This window comes from Acidimicrobiales bacterium (assembly GCA_022452035.1).
GTDB lineage: Bacteria > Actinomycetota > Acidimicrobiia > Acidimicrobiales > MedAcidi-G1 > UBA9410.
Genome location: JAKURV010000003.1, coordinates 111,205 through 127,282 on the forward strand (window position 1 = coordinate 111,205; position 16,078 = coordinate 127,282).

Here is a 16,078-nt window from a genome sequence, read left to right on the forward strand (position 1 = left end):
GGGTCGGCCGGTCAGGCCGGCTCTAGCTCCAGGTGGGCCTCGCGGAGCCCGTAGACGAACGAGTTCGGCATCTCCACCGGGGTGGTCCCGGGAACCAAACGCAGGCCGGCCACCCGGCTCACGAACTCCTCGAAGAACACCCGGATCTCTAGCCGGGCCAACGCCGCCCCGAGGCAGAAGTGGGTTCCGAACCCGAAGGCCAGGTGGTGGTTGGGCGACCGGGTGACGTCGAAGGCCTCCGGATCGACGAAGTGGGCCGGGTCCCGGTTTGCCGACGAGTACATGAGGATCACCTGGTCGCCAGCCCGGACGGTGGTACCGGCCACTTCGGTGTCGGTGCCCGCCGTCCGGCACATGTTGTGGATGGGCGTCACCCAGCGGATGAACTCCTCAGTGGCCACGGCCAGGTCGGAGCCCTCGCGCAGAAGGGCCCACTGGTCGGGTTGTCGGGCCAGTTCCACCATGGTGCGGGCGAGCACCGTCCGCGTCGTCTCGGCTCCGCCGTCTAAGAGGAGCAAGCAGTCGGAGATCATCTCACTCAGGCCGAACTCATGGCCTTCGAGGCCCCGGTGCTGGCGGTCGATCCAGACCGACATGACATCGTCCAGAGGGCAGCCGTCGGCGACCCCGGGCTTCTTGGCCTCGTAGAGTTCGGCGCAGGCGCCGGCGAACTCCATGGCGGCTGCGATCCCCGACTGGTCGTGGTAGCGGGGGCCGCCGCCCAGGGCAATGGTTCGCTCCGACCACTCCTGGAGCTTCGGCCACATCTCGGCTGGGAACCCGAGCAGGAGGCCAATCATCTGGGCCGGTAGGGGTGCCGCCAACTCGCCGACCACCTCGGATCGTCCGCCGGCTAGCACGTCGTCTAGCAGGCCGGTGACCACGCCGCGGACGTGGTCCTCCCACCGACTGGTGGCCCGTGGGGTAAAGCGACGCGACACCACATTGCGACGCAGCGTGTGGTGGGGGTCGTCCAGGCCGATGATCGAGCGGTCCGCCGGAATGTTGGGCCGGTAGCCCCGCTCGGTTCCCGAGGAGACGAAGGTCTCCTTGTCCCGCTCGATGGCTACGACGTCGTCGTAACGGGAGATGCCCCACAGGTCGTTCACGGTGTCGCGGTGCACCGGGTCGTGCTCGCGCAGCCAGGCGTAGGTGGGGTAGGGGTCGCTGACGTAGAAATCGCCGTCCAGCAGGTCGATGCTCCGCGGCTGGTCCCTCGACATGGGCGGATCGTACGGTCGGGTCTGCGATCTGGGGGAAGCGGGTGTGGGCCCGCCACGGTTGCGACATGAGGGGAGGCGTTGTGCGAGCGGTCCGGACGGTGGACGGTGCGTTTCGGGTCGTCGAGGTCCCGGAACCCGACGGCGACGGCGTACTGGTCGAGGTGGCCTCGGCCGGAATCTGCGGATCTGACCTCCACATGGCCGGGTTCGGCCTTCCGGGCACGTTCGGACACGAGGTGGCGGGGCGCCTGGTCGACGGGACGTCAGTGGCCGTCCAGCCCACGGTGGCCTGCGGGACCTGCGATCGGTGCTCGGTGGGCGCCGCCCAGCAGTGTCGATCGATGGTCCTCTACGGCATCGGCCGGGACGGCGGGATGGCTGATCGCCTAGTTGTGGAACCGTCCTGCCTGGTGGCCCTCGACGATCGGATTCCGGTGGGTGACGCCTGCCTGGTGGAGCCGATCGCCGTCTCGATCCACGCTGTCCACGTCGGAGGCGTGGAAGCGGGCAACCGGGTGCTGGTGGTGGGCGGAGGCACCATAGGGCTGACCGCCGTGGCGGCGGCCCGCTACGCCGGCGCCGAAGTGGACCTTTCGGCGAAGCACCCCCACCAGGTAGAGGCTGGGGAGCGCCTGGGGGCCGGGACGGCCGCTACCGGGGAGTACGACGTGGTGGTCGAAGCGGCCGGCACCGAGGGAGCCTTGGCGACGGCCATAGACCGTGCCCGACCGGGCGGCACGGTGGCCATCCCCGGCGTCTACTGGGACGGGGTCGCCGTACCCAACGTCATGTCCATGTTCCTCAAGGAGGTCCGACTCCAGCCCTCGTCCATGTACGGGTGCTCGGGGCGCCACGGACCCAACGTGCGGGAGACCGACGAGGCAGCCGCCCTACTGGCCGCCGTTCCGGAACTGGTCAGCGCCGTGGTCACCCACCGGTTTGGGCTTGACGACGCTGAGGAGGCCTTCCGGGTGGCCGCCGACCGGAAGGCCGGGGCCATCAAGGTCGTCCTGGAGCCCTGACCCCGCAGGAGTGGTCCGTCAGGCCAAGACCATCGACGGGAACGGGAAGCGAGACTGGCGGGCGAAGACTTCGCGGACCAGGGGTTCGAACTCCTCCAGGGCCATCTCGTCGTAGTTTCGTTCAAAGCAGTTCTGGTCGTACTCGGCGCAAAAGGCGGCGCAGTCGTCGAACCACTCGTGCTCCCGTAATTGGTCCCGGGCGTTCGGGTCGGCGCCCAGGTGGTGGAAGTAGTAATACCCCTGGAACAGGCCGTGGTGCCGGACGATCCAGTGGGTTCGGTCGCCTACGTAGGGGCGGAGGATGTCGGCGGCCACCGCGCTGTGGTTCTCCGGAGCGATGGGGTCGCCCACGTCGTGGAACAGGGCGGCCACGACCATCTCGTTGTCCTCACCGTTGCGTAGCGCCCGGGTGGCACTCTGGAGGGAGTGGTGGAAGCGGTCCACCGGGTAGCCCAGGGTGGGCCCGGCCATGGCCTTCAGGGTGCCCAGCAGGTGGTCGGCCAGGTGGGCTGCCTTGTGTGCGGCCAACTCTCGGCCCAGCAGCTCGTAGTCCCCGGCGGTGCCGTCCACCATGTGTTCAAAGCTCACGGTCTCCATGGCTGCGCAGTCTGGCAGGCGTGGACCGTGGAACCCAGCCCGCTGGCCGGTGACGATCGACCAGTAGATTCGCCGCCGTGCCCGCCGTCGCCGTCTCCGGCCTGTCGAAGTCCTACGGGGACGTGGTGGCCGTGGATGACCTCTCGTTCACCGTGGAGCGTGGCGAGGTGTTCGCCCTGCTCGGACCGAACGGGGCCGGCAAGTCGACCACGCTGGAGATCCTGGAGGGCCACCGGAGTCGGGACGGCGGCGCGGTCGACGTGCTGGGCCGGGATCCCGGAGATGGCCATCGGGAACTTCGGGACCGCATCGGGATCGTCCTCCAGGAGGTCGGGATCGAACGGGAGCTGACAGTACGCGAGGTACTGGAGCATTACGGCGCCTGCTACTCGCGTCGCCTGCCGGTGGGCGAGGTGCTGGCCCTCGTCGGTCTCGACGGGCTGGGTGACCGGCGGACCCACCGCCTCTCGGGGGGCCAGAAGCGCCGGATCGACCTGGCTACCGGCCTCATCGGTGACCCGGACCTGTTGTTCCTAGATGAACCCACTACCGGCTTCGACCCGTCGGCCCGCCGCCAGGCCTGGGCGGTGGTCGACGGCCTACGGTCCCTGGGCAAGACGATCCTGTTGACCAGCCACTACATGGACGAGGTCGAGGCGCTGGCCGACCGCGTGCTGGTCATCGTCGGGGGCCGGGTGGTCGCCAGAGGAACACCGGCGGAACTGCGGGGCGACGCAGACCGAGAATCGTTAATCCGGGCCCGGTTCCCGGTAGAGGAGACAGGCACGGTGGACGACCTGCTGGGCCGGCTGGTGGGCCGGTCCTCGGTTCGCAACGGATTGTTGGAGGTCTGGACCCCAGCCCCGACCACCGACCTCCATCACCTCACCGGGTGGGCGGTGGAACGCGGGACGGCCCTCGACGGCCTGGAGGTGAGCCGGCCCACCCTGGAGGACATCTACCTAGACCTCATCTCCCAGAGAGACGGGGAGGAGAGCTCAGAACCCGGGGCGACCCACAATGGCTGACCGCTTTCCCTCTTCGGCTGGGCTGCTAGCCCGACAGATCGGTTACCAAAACCGCCTGTTCCGGCGGACGGCGATCTCGGCGTTCTTCACCCTGGCCTTCCCCCTGATCTTCCTGCTCCTCTTCGGGGCCATCTTTGAGGACATCAACGTGGCCTCCGGTCAGGTGGTTGCCGCCGCACAGTTCTACGCCCCGGGCCTAGCCGTGTTCACTGCCGTGTCGGCCACCTACACCAACATCGGGATCGTCACGGCGATCTACCGGGACGAGGGGGTTCTCATGCGGATCCGCAGTACGCCCCTTCCCCGGTGGGTATACATGGGCGGAGTGGTCGGCTCCGGGGTCCTCATCGCCCTCTTCGGCTCGTTGATCATGCTCGCCGTGGGCTTCGGGCTCTACGGCCTCGAGATGGAGGCCGACAGGATCCCGGCGGCTGTGGTCACCTTCGTAGTGGGGGTGGCGTCGTTCTCCCTGCTGGGCCTCGCCCTGGCGGCGGTCACGCCGTCCGGGCAGTCGGCCCCGGCGTTGGCCAACGCCACCATCCTGCCGATGGCCTTCATCTCGAACGTGTTCATCGTGGTGCCCGATCCGGCCCGCTGGCTGGATGTTGCCGGCGACGTCTTCCCGCTGAAGCCGTTCGTCGAGGCCTTCTACGCTGCCTTCGATCCGTTCCGGACCGGTTCAGCCTGGGAACCAGGCCTGCTGGCCAGGATCGCCGCGTGGGGCCTCTTCGGTGCCCTGGTCGCCGTCCGACGGTTCCGGTGGGAGCCGTCGACCGGCGGCGGGTCGGGAACCTCCCGGGGCCGACGCCGCCAGGGCTGACCTCCAGACGGCCGACTCGACAGGGTCGGACCTCAGCCCTCCAGCGCTACCAGGTCCTCGGGACCGTCCACGTCCCAGGCCAAGTCGGGGTCCAAGAGGCTGCGCCACGGCAGACCGAGCCGCTCGGCCTCGGCCACGTGGGCGGCGAACGAGCCCGGGCCGTAGGCGAACCGGAAGCCAGCCCGGGTCGGGACGACCACCACCGGTGTTCCATCGTGGTGGCGGTCGGGGACCAGGGTGATCCCGTCGAACGCCGCGCAGTGGTCCAGGCGGGTGGCCCGGGGCAGGTCGGCGTGGGCCACCACTACCGTGTCCACCCCACGTTCGGCCAGGGCGGCGACGCCGACCTCAACGGCGTGGTTGAGGCCGGGGCGATCCGGGCGAACCACGGTGGCACCCCGGCTGCGGGCCCATGCCTCCACCTCATCGTCGTCGCAGGCCACGGTGACTGGCAGGGGGGCTGCAGCGTCCATCACGGCCTCGGCCATGCAACGGGCCAGGTCGGCCCGGGCCTCGTCGTCCAGGGTCCCGACGAGGCGCTCCTTGGCCGCGCCGAAGCCCTTCACGGGGATCAGGACGGCCACCGATCCGGTCATCGGGCCACACTACGGCCGGGCCGGGGGGCGAGACCCGACGGGGTCCCGCCCGGGTCGGCGGGCCGGGCGCGCGTCGCCCCGTAGGGTGGCGTCATGTCGACCGGCGGCGTGACGAGGGCGGCGGTCCTGGGAGCCGGATCCTGGGGTACCACCGTGGCCGCCCTGCTGGCCCCCGTCGTGCCCACGGTGCTGTGGTCCCGGCGGCCCGACGTGGCCGCCGACGTGGCCGCCGGACGGGGCAATCGCCGCTACCTGGAGGGCCATTCCCTGCCTAGCTCGCTGGACGCCACCGACGACCTGGCGGCTGCCGTGGATGGGGCCGATCTGGTGGTGGTGGGCGTACCCACCGATGGCTTTCGGTGGGCGCTTTGCCAGGCCGTTCCCCACATCGGCGACGGGGTGCCGGTAGTCAGCCTGGCCAAGGGCTTTGAGCAGGGGACTGGCTTGCGGATGTCGGAGGTAGCGGCCGAAGTGCTACCCGGCCGACCGGTGGGCGTCCTGACTGGGCCCAATCTGGCCCGCGAGATCCTGGAGGGCCGCTCGGCGGCCACAGTGGTGGCGTCTACCGACCCCGACACTGCCGTCACCCTCCAGGGACTCCTAGCCACCGATCGGCTCCGCGTCTACACCAACGACGATCTGGTCGGCTGTGAGCTGGGCGGGGCCCTCAAGAACGTGATTGCCCTGGCCGCCGGACTGGCCGAGGGGCTAGAGACCGGGGACAACGCCCGGGCGGCTCTCATTACCCGGGGTCTGGCCGAGATGACCCGCCTGGGGGTGGCTCTGGGGGGCGACCCCATGACCCTGGCGGGGCTGGCCGGGCTGGGCGACGTGCTGGCCACTTGCATGAGCGCCCAGAGCCGCAACCGCTGGGTCGGGGAGCAGGTCGGCCGGGGCGCCGCCCCGGCGGACGTACTGGTGGGGATGTCTCAGGTAGCCGAGGGGGTGGGGGCTACCGTCGTGGCCTGCGACCTGGCCGCTACCGCAGGCGTCGAGGTCCCGGTGGTCGAAGGTGTCCGGTCGGTGTTCCACGAGGGTCGGCCGCCGATTGACGCCTGGTCGGCGCTCATGACCCGCCGTGCCGGGCCCGAGGTGTCGGGCTCCTGATGTTCCGGTTCCGTAACCGTTCGGGGTCCCGTCGCGTCCCGGTTCCCGCGGCGGTCGGAACCCGGGTGGGCACCGACGACGGGTTCCGGGCCGTGGTCGACACACGGTCTGTCGTGCAGCCGCTGGGTAGCGGCCACCGGGTGGAGTGGTGGGTAGGCGGTGGGGACCGCTGGTACGACCCGTCTACAGAGGCTGCAGTGCGCCAGGTCCGGCCGGGGGCGGCACCAGTGCTCGAGACGCGCCTGCGGGTTTCCGGCGGTGACGTGGTGGCCACCACCTGGGCCGCCGTGGGACGAGGATCCACGGGGCCGGCGGTGGTCGTCGAGCTAGCCAACGAGACGCCGGTTCCGGTGGCCGTGGCCGTGGCAGTCCAGGCTGCTTCCGGGGGCCAGGTTCGGCGCATGTCCGCAGACGGCCGGCGCCTGTTGGTCGACGGGACCACGGCGGTGGTGGTGGACCGGGAACCCGGCCGCTACGCCCTAGTGGATGCCGCCCAGGACCTGTGGGCCATGGTCTCCGGGGGCGGGGCGCAGGTGGAGCCGCCCCGTTCGGTCCGCTGCCGGATCGGGGCTGCGGCGGGCGCCCTGGTGGTCCCACTGCCCCACCGGGCCTCCCTGCGCTTTGCCATACCGGCCGCCGACTTGGTGGAGAACCCGTCGGCTTCCTTCCCCGACGCGGACCGGGTAGCAGCCGGATGGACGGCCCGGTTGGTTGACGCGGCCACTGTCGACATTCCAGACGGGGCGCTGTCTGCCGGAGCCCCCCGGGCCCTGGTTGACCTGCAACTGGCCGAGCCGACGGCCGTCGGCGCCGTCGAGCTGGCCCGGTGGGGTCTGGGCAGGCAGGCCGTGGAAACACTGGCCGCCACATCGGATCCGGCGGCCGAACGGTTGGTGGCGGCCGCCCACCTCTGGCGCCTCCACCGGAATCCGGCCTGGTTCGAGGGTCCATCGGGCCTATCTCTGGAGGATCTGGTCCGGGCATCGGCCGACCGGGTCGAGGCAGCGGGCGCCCTCGGGGTGCTGGCCGACTTGCTGTACGCCCGGGGGGAGGCTCGGTCGGCTGCCGACGCCAGGGAGGCGGCAGCCGGAGTGGCCCTAGCCAGCCTGCCACCGACCGATCCGCCCACGACAACGCTGCGCCACTTATCGGACTGCCTGGCCTGGGAATCGATCGACGGTCTAGACCTTCTCACCGAGATGCCCGACGCCTGGCTGGGTGGGGGCATCGAAGTGCACGGCCTGGCCACTCCCCACGGCCGTCTGGGCTACGCCGTGCGTTGGCACGGCGACCGGCCAGCCCTGCTGTGGGAACTGGACCGTTGGGACGGCCGGCCGGTGGTCCTCCGGGTCCCCGGACTGGACACCGCCTTCTCGACCGATGAGCCGACCGGCGAGGCCCTCCTGGCCGCTCCGGCCGGTCGGGTTCCGCCTCGGTCGGCAGCGGCGTCCCCGCCCGACGGGGGAGAGTTCTTCTAGGGTCGCCCCATGGCCGGTCGGAACCGCATGCGGGCGGCCCTGCGTGGCAAGGCCCCGGGGCTGGTCGCCGAACGCCAGATGTGGGAGGCCGGGCACGCCGTGGTGGCCGGCATGGACGAGGTGGGGAAGGGCGCCTGGGCCGGGCCCCTGACCGTGGCCGCCGTGGTTCCCGCTCGGACCCGGCGAATCACCGGCGTCCGTGACTCCAAGATGCTGACCGAGCCAGAGCGGGAGGCGCTGTACGAGCGGATCACCGGCTGGGCCGAGGCGTGGGCCGTCGGGCACGCCTCCAACAACGAGTGCGATGACCTGGGCATGTCCGAGGCCCAGCGACTGGCCGCCCGGCGAGCCCTTGATGGCCTGGGCCGGGAGGTGGACCGGGTGCTTCTGGACGGCCGCTGGGACTTCGTGGGCGGCGGCCGGGCCCGCACCATCGTGCGGGGAGATGCCATCAGCCTGTCGATCGCCGCCGCCTCGGTGGTGGCCAAGGTGACCCGGGATCGGATCCTGCGGGAAGCCGACCGACGGTTCCCGGGGTTCGGGTTCGCCGCCTCCAAGGGCTACCCCAGCCCAGTACACAGGGCGGCCCTGCGCGAACGGGGTGCTACCACCTACCACCGGAGGTCCTGGTCGTTCATGGCGGACCTCCCACCGGTCGGGGAGCCGCCCCGGAGCCGGGCCGACGCTCCGGCCCGACTCTTCTGATCCGCCCGCGTCGGTTCGGGCGCCGCGTCGCTACCGTGCGGCCCGTGCAGCGCACCATCCGACTCCTGTGGCTCCTCGTGGGCTGGACGGCCGTGGTGTGGGTCGGCCGCCTCCGCAACGTCCTGGGGGAGGACGGGCTGACCGCGGGGGCCCGGGCGTGGCGGATCCTGATCGCCGGGGTCTTCCTGGTGGCCGCTGCCCTGGTCGCCACCCTGCCCCTTGGCCTCTGGCACCGGCGTCCCCTGGGTTCGACACGCTTGGTGTCCGTCTTCTGCCTGTGGACGATCGTCTTCTGGGCCGTGCGGGGTGGTGGCCTCCTGTTCGCCGAGCACGAGGCGGGATTCAAGGTCGCTCACACGATGTTGGCTCTCGTTTCCATCGGTCTGGCCGTACTCCTCCAACGGGCCGACCGGGCCGTGGGCCACGGCGCCCCCGTCGACGACCGCTAGCCTCACCGGCTTATGGGCCAGCCGATCACCGTCGTCGAGAAGCCGTCGTCCCGAACCGGGGTCGTCCGGTACGAGACCAACCGTGCCCTGACCGGTATGGGCCACGAGCGCTACCGGGTCGGTGACGAGATCCTGGGCACTGCCCCGGCTGACGAGCTGGCCCGCCGCCTTTTCGACCGAGGCGGGATCACCGGAGTCCACGTGAACGGCAACGTGGTCACTGTCGAGCTGACCGAAGCCGAAGCCGAAGCCGAGGGCATTGACGAGGTCATCGCCAGCCTCTACCTGTACTGGGTGGAGGGCGTCGAGGTTCCGAGCGACGACGAGCTGATGGGCGCCGACGGCTGACGCCTCACGGCCGTCCGTCCGTTGGCGTTGGATGACTGTCGGCTGATCGTGCATGACGAGGTGGGCGTCGGGCCGCACCCGACGCCGTGGCCGGAGGACGACCGGTTGGACCCAGAGTTGCTGGCCGCCGGGGATCGGCGCAACGTGGCCGACCGCTACCGGTACTGGAAGCTCGAGGCCATTGTCGAGGACCTGGACGGACGTCGTCACCCCTTCCATGTGGCGGTGGAGAACTGGGAGCACGACCTCAACATCGGCACGGTGATCCGCAACGCCAACGCCTTCCTGGCTGCCGGGGTCCACATCGTGGGACGCCGCCGTTGGAACCGTCGGGGGGCCATGGTGACCGACCGCTACCAGCACGTGGCCCATCACCCGACGGTGGAAGATCTGGTGGAATGGGCTGACAGGCGTGACCTGCCCCTGGTGGGGATCGACAACCTCCCCGGCTCGGTGCCCCTCGAGGAGGCCGGACTGCCTGAGCGGTGTGTGCTGGTATTCGGACAGGAGGGCCCCGGCCTCTCGGAGGCCGTCCGGGCCGCGGCGACTGCGATCTGCTCCATCGCCCAGTACGGCTCCACCCGGTCCATCAACGCCGGGGTGGCTTCGGGCATCGCTATGCACGCTTGGATTCGCCAGCATGCAGGGCAGCCACCGGCCTGATCCTCCACTCTGCCGGGCGCTCTTGCCAGTATCGAACAAATGTTCGATACTGAAGCGTGGCCCGGCCCTTCCCGCTTCCCGCCTCCCTGCTGGCCGAACCCGAGCCCTTCGACGACCTCTTCCCGGGGGAGCGGACCGTCCCCGTCCCGGTCGGCGGTCGGCCCGTGGTCCCGCTGGACGAGGTGGTCCGTCGGATCCGGCCCACCGCGCCAGCCGCCGACCAGACCCTCCCGGTGTTGCCTGCCCTGGTCGGCCTGTTCCCCAACGGGTTGCGGCGGGGGAGCACGGTAGGCGTGTCGGGGAGCGGGGCCCGCTCGCTGGCTGTGGCCCTGATGGTCCGAGCTGTGGCAACCGGATCGTGGGTCGCGGTGGTCGGGGACCCGGACCTGGGTCTGGCCGCGGTGGCCGAACAGGGCCTGACCCTGGAGCGTCTGGTGGTCGTGGACCAACCGGATCTGGCGGGGTGGGTGGCGGTGGTGGCCACCCTCGTCGGGGCACTCGACCTCGTTCTGGTGGCACCCCGGCATCGGATCGGGGTGGGCGACGCCCGGCGGCTGGCCGCCCGCTGCCGTGAGCGGGGCTCGGTGCTGGTCCACCGGGGCGACGGATCATGGCCGGCCCGTCCGGACCTGAGCCTGGCTATCGAACGGACTACCTGGATGGGGCCGGATGGGGGCTACGGACGGCTGCGGGTCCGTCAGGCAAGGATCGTCGCGTCGGGCCGGGGGCTCCCCCCGGCCGGCCGTCGGGTCGATCTCTTGCTGCCGGGCCCCGACGGGGTACCGGCAGGTCCGTGACCCCGGGTCCTCGGACCCTGGTGGTCCGGTGTCCCGATTGGCCGTTGACCGTCCAGGGCGTCGGGCCGGGTGAGCCGGCCCTGGTGTTGTTCGCCGGACAGGTCGCGGCCACCACAATGGCCGCCCGACGGGCCGGAGTGGTCCGGGGGCAGCTGAGGCGAGAAGCCCAGTCCCGGTGTCCCGGCGTCCGGGTACTGGAGCGGGACGAGGCCCTGGAAGCTCGCTGCTTCGAGGGTGTGGTGTCGGCCCTCGGGGCGGTCACCCCGTGGGTGGAGGTGCAACGTCCCGGGATCTGTGCCTTCGGTGTCCGGGGACCGGTCGGCCTGTTCGGCGGGGAGGTGGGTCTGGTGGACCGGACGGCGCAGGTGGTGGCGGTGGCCCTGGGTGCTGTCGCTAGGTCGGCCGATGCCCACCCGGGGTGCCGGATCGGGCTGGCCGACGGGGCGTTCACCGCCGATCTGGCCGCCCGGTCAGCGGCCGGGGGGTCTCTGGTGGTCCCCCCCGCGGGAAGCCCGGCCTTCCTGGCCCCGCTTCCTGTTTCGGTGCTGGGCCGGCCCGGGTTGGCCGACGTGTTGGTCCGCCTCGGGCTGGTCACCCTGGGGGCCTTCGCCGCTCTCCCGGCTGCAGACGTCCTGGCCCGTTTCGGCTCCGAGGGCCGTGACGCCCACCGCCTAGCCTCCGGGATTGACGAGCGCCCGTCTGAGGTTCGCCCTACCCCGCCGGACCTGGCGGTCTCGGCAGCGTTCGACCCGCCGGTCGACCAGGTGGATCGGGCCGCCTTCGCCGCCCGGGCCCTGGCCGGCGACCTCTACGAGCAGTTGTCGGGACGGGGGTTGGCCTGCACCCGGGTGGTGGTGGAGGCGGAGACGGAGCACGGGGAGCGGTTGGCCCGACGGTGGCGGGACGAGGGAGTGCTGGGGCCGGGTGCGGTGGCCGACCGCGTCCGGTGGCAACTCGAGGGCTGGCTCCACGGGCCACCGGCCGTCCGCCCCTCGGCGGGGATTGTCAAACTGATGCTGGTTCCGGACGAGGTGGTGCCGGCCACCGGCCGGCAACCGGGGTTCTGGGGCGGGGCCTCGGCAGCCGATGAGCGGGCAGCCCGGGCCTGCTCCCGGGTGGAGGGCTTGCTGGGTCCTGGATCGGTGCGGGTGCCGGTGTGGCGGGGAGGTCGGGACCCAGCGGACCGCCTAGCCCTGGTGCCGTTCGACGGCCAGCAGGCCGACGGGTCCGTGGGAGCCGGTCGGGTGATCGGCCGTGCTGAGTGGCCCACGGGGACGGATCGGATCGTGGGTTCCCCCGACGGTGACCCCCCGTGGCCGGGGGCGTTGCCCAGTCCCTCGCCGGCAGCTGTCCACGTTGCCCCAGTGGCCGTCCGGGTGCTCGACGCGACGGGACGTCTGGTGGTCGTGGACGGTCGGGGAACACTGTCGGGGCTACCGCACGTCTTGGTGCCGGACGGGGGCCCGGACCTCCGTATAACCGCCTGGGCTGGGCCATGGCCGGTTGACGAGCGCTGGTGGGATTCGCTGCGCCGTCGGCGGCGGGTCCGCCTCCAGGTGGTGGCAGACGACGGGACGGCCCGGCTGCTGGTCCTGGAGGTGGGGCGGTGGGCTATCGCCGCGACCTACGACTGAGCGGTGACCGGACGGGATAGACGGGGTAGGTTCCCGCCCACCCCGACGGCCCGTGCGGATCGTCGACTGGAAGACGGAGGTGACGGTGTCCGAACGAGAGGAGATGGACTGGGCCCGCTACGGGACCGCGGTGCGCGAGCTGGCCCAGATGGTGGCCGACGACGGCTACCGGCCCGACATGATCCTGTCCATCGCCCGGGGTGGTCTCTTCGTGGCCGGTTCTCTGGGCTATGCCTTGGCCGTCAAGAACCTCTATGTGATGAACGTGGAGTACTACACCGGGGTCGATGAACGGCGGGACATTCCGGTGGTCCTACCGCCGTACGTTGATTGGGTGGATCTGGGTGACCAGCGCATCCTGATCGTCGACGACGTTGCCGACACCGGCCATACCCTGGCCTTGGTCCGCGAGACGGCGCTGGCCCAGGTGGCCGAAGTCCGGGAGGCGGTGCTCTACCAGAAGCCGCAGTCCATGGTCGACTGCCAGTACGTGTGGCGTCACACCGACAGGTGGATCAACTTCCCGTGGTCCACCGAACCTCCGGTGGTCGACCTCGAGGGAGCTGGAACGAGCGTCCTGGACGCCTGACTCCACCGTCGGCGTCCCCGGCGGACCGCCTCAGGCGTGGATAGGGGCCCGGTCGGTCGACCACTCCACGGTCCGCTCCAACTGGCCACCCACCGACAGCAGCCGGTCCTCCCGGCCGTAGGCCGCCACCAGCTGAACCCCGACAGGTAGGCCGTCCGAGGAGCCGAGGGGCAGAGAGATGGCCGGCTGTCCTGACGTATTGAACGGCGAGGTGAATAGCGAGTAGGGGATGGACGCCCGGGATCCCCGGACCGGGTCGTCGTCGCTGGGTGTGAGCTCGCCGAGCCGTGGTGGGGGCAGGGCGGTGGTCGGGGTGAGAAGGAGGTCGAAGTCCTCCCACCAGGTGGCCATGCTCCGGCGCCAGCGACCGATGATCCCCTGGGCCCGGAGATAGTCGGGGGCGGTCCAGTCTCGGCCGCGCTCGGCCAGGAACCAGGTTCCCGGCTCCACGTCGTCGGCGGTCACCTCCCGGCCCAACTGCTCGCCCAGGGTCATCAGGCTTACCACGGCACCGGTCGACCAGTGAACGGTGAAGGCCCACGCCAGGTCGTTCATCTGGCTGAGCTGGGTGAACGCCTCGGGTCGCGACTCCACCACCTGGTGGCCCAGGTCGGACAGCAGATCGGCGGTCCGACGGGCTGCCTCTTCGCAGTCGGCGTGGGTAGGCACCCGGTGGTTGTCGGCCATAAGCCCGATGCGGAGGCGTCCCGGGTCAGTGCCGACTCGCTCCGCGTAGGGTCGTCCATGGTCCGGTGCCACCACGCCGTCGCCCGGGAACGGGATGGCACAGGCATCCAGGATGGTCGCTGTGTCGCGCATGGTGTGACAGACCACGTGCTGGCAAGAGAGGCTCCATTCCTCGCGCGGCCCTTGGGACACCCGTCCCCGTGAGGGCTTAAGCCCGACCAGGCCGCACATGGCGGCCGGGATACGGATCGAACCGCCACCGTCGCTGGCGTTAGCCGCAGGCACCATGCCGGTCGCCACGGCGGCGGCTGCCCCTCCGGACGAGCCACCAGTGCTGTACCCGGTGTTCCACGGGTTCCGGCACGGCCCGGTGGACGTCGGTTCGGTGGTGGCCACCAGGCCCAGCTCCGGGGTGTTGGTCCGGCCGACGATCACGAACCCGGCCTCCTTGTACCGAGTGACCAGGTTGGCGTCTTCGTCGGCGGTGAACCCGGCGTCCTTCAGGGCCTGGACACCGCCGTGGTGGGGTTGTCCGGCTTCGGTGGCCCACAGGTCCTTAATGAGCATGGGAACACCCCGGAACGGTCCGTCGGGAAGGTCGGGGGAGGCGGCCAGAGCTAGCGCCTGGTCGAACTGCCGGTGGATGACAGCGTTGATCTCGCCGTCTAGGCGCTCAATGCGGTCGATGGTGGCTTGTACGGCCTCGACCGGCGAGAGTTGCCCATCGCGGATCAGGGCGGCCAGGCCGACAGCGTCTACCTGGGCCAGCTCGTCTTCGGGGAGGGAGCCGCCAGTCATGGCGCCGGACCGTACCGGCGGGCCGAGCGGCAGGCCGTGTCGGGCTCAGTCGCCGCCAGCCCGCTCCAGGTAGTTGTAGACGGTGAAGCGGCTGACCCCAAGAGCCTCGGCCACATCCTCCACCGACTTGCGGAGCGTGAAGGCCCCCCATTCGTTCAGGAGGGCCACCGCCTCTTGCTTCTGGGCCCGGTCCATCTCCGAGCGCGGTATTCCCATCTCGCGCTCGACGGCCAGCAGCAGGGTGTCCAGGGCATCATGGAGGTCGGGCCGTCTGAGACCGCCGACCAACTCACCCTCCCAAAACAGGGGGAGATCGGCCCCTGTGACCCGTTCGGCGTCGTGGACGGTGGCTCCTAGCGCATCGGCGATCGGCTGAATGGCCTCAATCAGGGGGTGGACGGGGCTGGCCACAGGGGAACCCTAGCCAACTTCCAGAAGTTGACAAAATGTTGACGCGAGCCCGATGGGACGGCAGCATGGAGGGGTGACGGTCACAATCGCGCGCACGCTCAATGCCGCCTGTGCGGCCTTGGCCGCTGACCCGGGGGCGCTGGTCCTGGCAGGTGGAACAGACCTCATGGTCGAGGTCAACCGCGGCGGCCGCACGGTCGGCGACGTGGTGGTCATCGACCGGGTTCCCGAACTGCAGGGATGGGACCGCGAGGGAGACGTGCTGCGTTTGGGAGCGTCGTTGACCTACGCCGAGATGGCCGATCCGGCGCTTGCCTCGTTGGTCCCGGCCCTCGCCCAGGCTGCTCGGACCGTCGGCTCACCGCAGATCCGGGCCGCTGGCACCATCGGCGGCAACCTGGCCACCGCATCACCAGCCGGCGACACCCTGCCCGTGCTGGCCGCCCTGGACGCCGAGGTGGAGATCCGGTCGCACCAGGGTCACCGGACGGTTCCCCTTGACGAGTTCGTGATCGGCGTCAAGGCCAACGACCTGGCTCCGGGCGAGCTGATCGCCGCTGTCCGGGTCCCCGTACTGGACGGACCCCAGGAGTTTCTTAAGGTCGGACCGCGTAACGCCATGGTCATCTCGGTGGCCTCTCTGGCCCTCGTGGTCGACCGGGTCGGACGCACCGTCCGGGTGGGGCTGGGATCGGTGGCCCCGGTGCCCCTGCGGGCCATTGAGGCCGAGGTGATGATCGCTGCCCGCCTTGACTGGGTGGGAGGTCGGTCGCCGACGATCCACGACGTTGAGCGGTTCGCCGAGTTAGTGGCCGACGCCACCCGGCCTATCGACGATCACCGGGGAGCGGCCGACTATCGACGCCACTCGGGCGGGGTGCTGGCCCGTCGGGCCCTTGTCCGAGCCTTTGGGGAGCCGACGCCGTGACCGGCCCGTACGGGCTGACCGTCAACGGCCGCCGCCACGAGGTGGTTGATGGGTGGGTCGGCGAGAGCCTGCTGTTCGTGCTTCGGGAGCGACTGGGCCTCCCAGGGTCCAAGAATGCCTGCGAAGAGGGCGAGTGCGGCTCCTGCACGGTGCGACTGGACGACCGGCTGGTGTGCAGTTGCCTGGTGTTGGCCGCCC

At 70.7% G+C, this 16,078-nt stretch carries 19 protein-coding genes; 14 read left to right on the forward strand and 5 right to left on the reverse strand.

The genetic code is table 11. From position 1 onward, the window contains the following. Window positions 1-11 precede the first annotated feature (11 nt). Entirely contained in the window at window positions 12-1,223 is a 1,212-nt protein-coding gene (locus tag MK181_02380) for a cytochrome P450 (protein MCH2418642.1), read from the reverse strand. 65 nt (window positions 1,224-1,288) lie between these two features. Here MK181_02380 and MK181_02385 point away from each other — a divergent pair, with 65 nt between their 5' ends. Then, window positions 1,289-2,245, forward strand: a complete 957-nt coding sequence (locus MK181_02385) for an alcohol dehydrogenase catalytic domain-containing protein (GenBank protein ID MCH2418643.1) — start codon at window positions 1,289-1,291, stop codon at window positions 2,243-2,245. A gap of 18 nt (window positions 2,246-2,263) precedes the next feature. Here the strand turns inward: MK181_02385 and MK181_02390 are convergent, their stop codons facing one another. Continuing rightward, window positions 2,264-2,842 carry an HD domain-containing protein gene (locus MK181_02390; GenBank protein ID MCH2418644.1) on the reverse strand — a complete coding sequence of 193 codons (579 nt, stop codon included), beginning with the start codon at window positions 2,840-2,842 and terminating at the stop codon, window positions 2,264-2,266. Window positions 2,843-2,919: 77 nt separating this feature from the next. On the opposite strand from MK181_02390, the gene MK181_02395 reads away from it, so the two are divergent. Together MK181_02395 and MK181_02400 are read left to right on the forward strand one after the other, a co-directional pair. Next, window positions 2,920-3,870, forward strand: a complete 951-nt coding sequence (locus tag MK181_02395) for an ABC transporter ATP-binding protein (GenBank protein MCH2418645.1) — start codon at window positions 2,920-2,922, stop codon at window positions 3,868-3,870. Continuing rightward, window positions 3,863-4,690 (forward strand): ABC transporter permease, encoded by an 828-nt coding sequence (locus MK181_02400; protein ID MCH2418646.1) that lies wholly within the window; start codon window positions 3,863-3,865, stop codon window positions 4,688-4,690. Before MK181_02395 ends, MK181_02400 begins: the two co-directional genes overlap by 8 nt. A gap of 32 nt (window positions 4,691-4,722) precedes the next feature. On the opposite strand, the gene cofC is transcribed toward MK181_02400, so the two are convergent. After that, window positions 4,723-5,286: a 2-phospho-L-lactate guanylyltransferase gene (cofC, locus tag MK181_02405; protein ID MCH2418647.1), complete on the reverse strand. Its 564-nt coding sequence runs from the start codon at window positions 5,284-5,286 to the stop codon at window positions 4,723-4,725. A gap of 93 nt (window positions 5,287-5,379) precedes the next feature. Between cofC and MK181_02410 the strand changes: the two genes are divergently transcribed. The 9 genes from MK181_02410 (at window position 5,380) to MK181_02450 (ending at window position 13,056) form a co-directional block, all read left to right on the forward strand. Further along, the gene (locus tag MK181_02410; GenBank protein ID MCH2418648.1) at window positions 5,380-6,393 is read left to right on the forward strand and encodes an NAD(P)-dependent glycerol-3-phosphate dehydrogenase; all 1,014 of its coding nucleotides are present in this window, start codon (window positions 5,380-5,382) and stop codon (window positions 6,391-6,393) included. 65 nt (window positions 6,394-6,458) lie between these two features. Continuing rightward, a complete protein-coding gene (locus tag MK181_02415; GenBank protein ID MCH2418649.1) occupies window positions 6,459-7,871 on the forward strand; it encodes a hypothetical protein in 1,413 nt (470 codons plus the stop codon). A 9-nt stretch (window positions 7,872-7,880) separates the two neighbouring features. Then, a complete protein-coding gene (locus MK181_02420) occupies window positions 7,881-8,576 on the forward strand; it encodes a ribonuclease HII (GenBank protein MCH2418650.1) in 696 nt (231 codons plus the stop codon). Window positions 8,577-8,620: 44 nt separating this feature from the next. Then, entirely contained in the window at window positions 8,621-9,025 is a 405-nt protein-coding gene (locus MK181_02425) for a hypothetical protein (GenBank protein ID MCH2418651.1), read from the forward strand. Between the two features lie 12 nt (window positions 9,026-9,037). Continuing rightward, window positions 9,038-9,373, forward strand: coding sequence for a hypothetical protein (locus MK181_02430; protein ID MCH2418652.1), 336 nt, complete (start codon window positions 9,038-9,040; stop codon window positions 9,371-9,373). A gap of 48 nt (window positions 9,374-9,421) precedes the next feature. Beyond that, window positions 9,422-10,036 (forward strand): RNA methyltransferase, encoded by a 615-nt coding sequence (locus tag MK181_02435; GenBank protein ID MCH2418653.1) that lies wholly within the window; start codon window positions 9,422-9,424, stop codon window positions 10,034-10,036. A gap of 56 nt (window positions 10,037-10,092) precedes the next feature. Then, entirely contained in the window at window positions 10,093-10,833 is a 741-nt protein-coding gene (locus MK181_02440; GenBank protein MCH2418654.1) for a hypothetical protein, read from the forward strand. Continuing rightward, window positions 10,830-12,467: a DNA polymerase Y family protein gene (locus tag MK181_02445; GenBank protein ID MCH2418655.1), complete on the forward strand. Its 1,638-nt coding sequence runs from the start codon at window positions 10,830-10,832 to the stop codon at window positions 12,465-12,467. The genes MK181_02440 and MK181_02445 overlap by 4 nt, the downstream gene beginning before the upstream one ends. A gap of 52 nt (window positions 12,468-12,519) precedes the next feature. Further along, entirely contained in the window at window positions 12,520-13,056 is a 537-nt protein-coding gene (locus tag MK181_02450; GenBank protein MCH2418656.1) for a phosphoribosyltransferase, read from the forward strand. Window positions 13,057-13,086: 30 nt separating this feature from the next. Here MK181_02450 and MK181_02455 read toward each other — a convergent pair whose 3' ends face one another. Next, window positions 13,087-14,541, reverse strand: a complete 1,455-nt coding sequence (locus MK181_02455; protein MCH2418657.1) for an amidase — start codon at window positions 14,539-14,541, stop codon at window positions 13,087-13,089. A 45-nt stretch (window positions 14,542-14,586) separates the two neighbouring features. Next, complete coding sequence (locus MK181_02460; protein MCH2418658.1) at window positions 14,587-14,952, reverse strand: helix-turn-helix domain-containing protein; 366 nt, start codon at window positions 14,950-14,952, stop codon at window positions 14,587-14,589. A 73-nt stretch (window positions 14,953-15,025) separates the two neighbouring features. Between MK181_02460 and MK181_02465 the strand changes: the two genes are divergently transcribed. Together MK181_02465 and MK181_02470 are read left to right on the forward strand one after the other, a co-directional pair. Next, complete coding sequence (locus MK181_02465; protein MCH2418659.1) at window positions 15,026-15,880, forward strand: FAD binding domain-containing protein; 855 nt, start codon at window positions 15,026-15,028, stop codon at window positions 15,878-15,880. Next, window positions 15,877-16,078, forward strand: a 202-nt coding sequence (locus MK181_02470; protein ID MCH2418660.1) for a 2Fe-2S iron-sulfur cluster-binding protein, incomplete at its 3' end; no start/stop codon positions are given. The genes MK181_02465 and MK181_02470, both read left to right, overlap by 4 nt.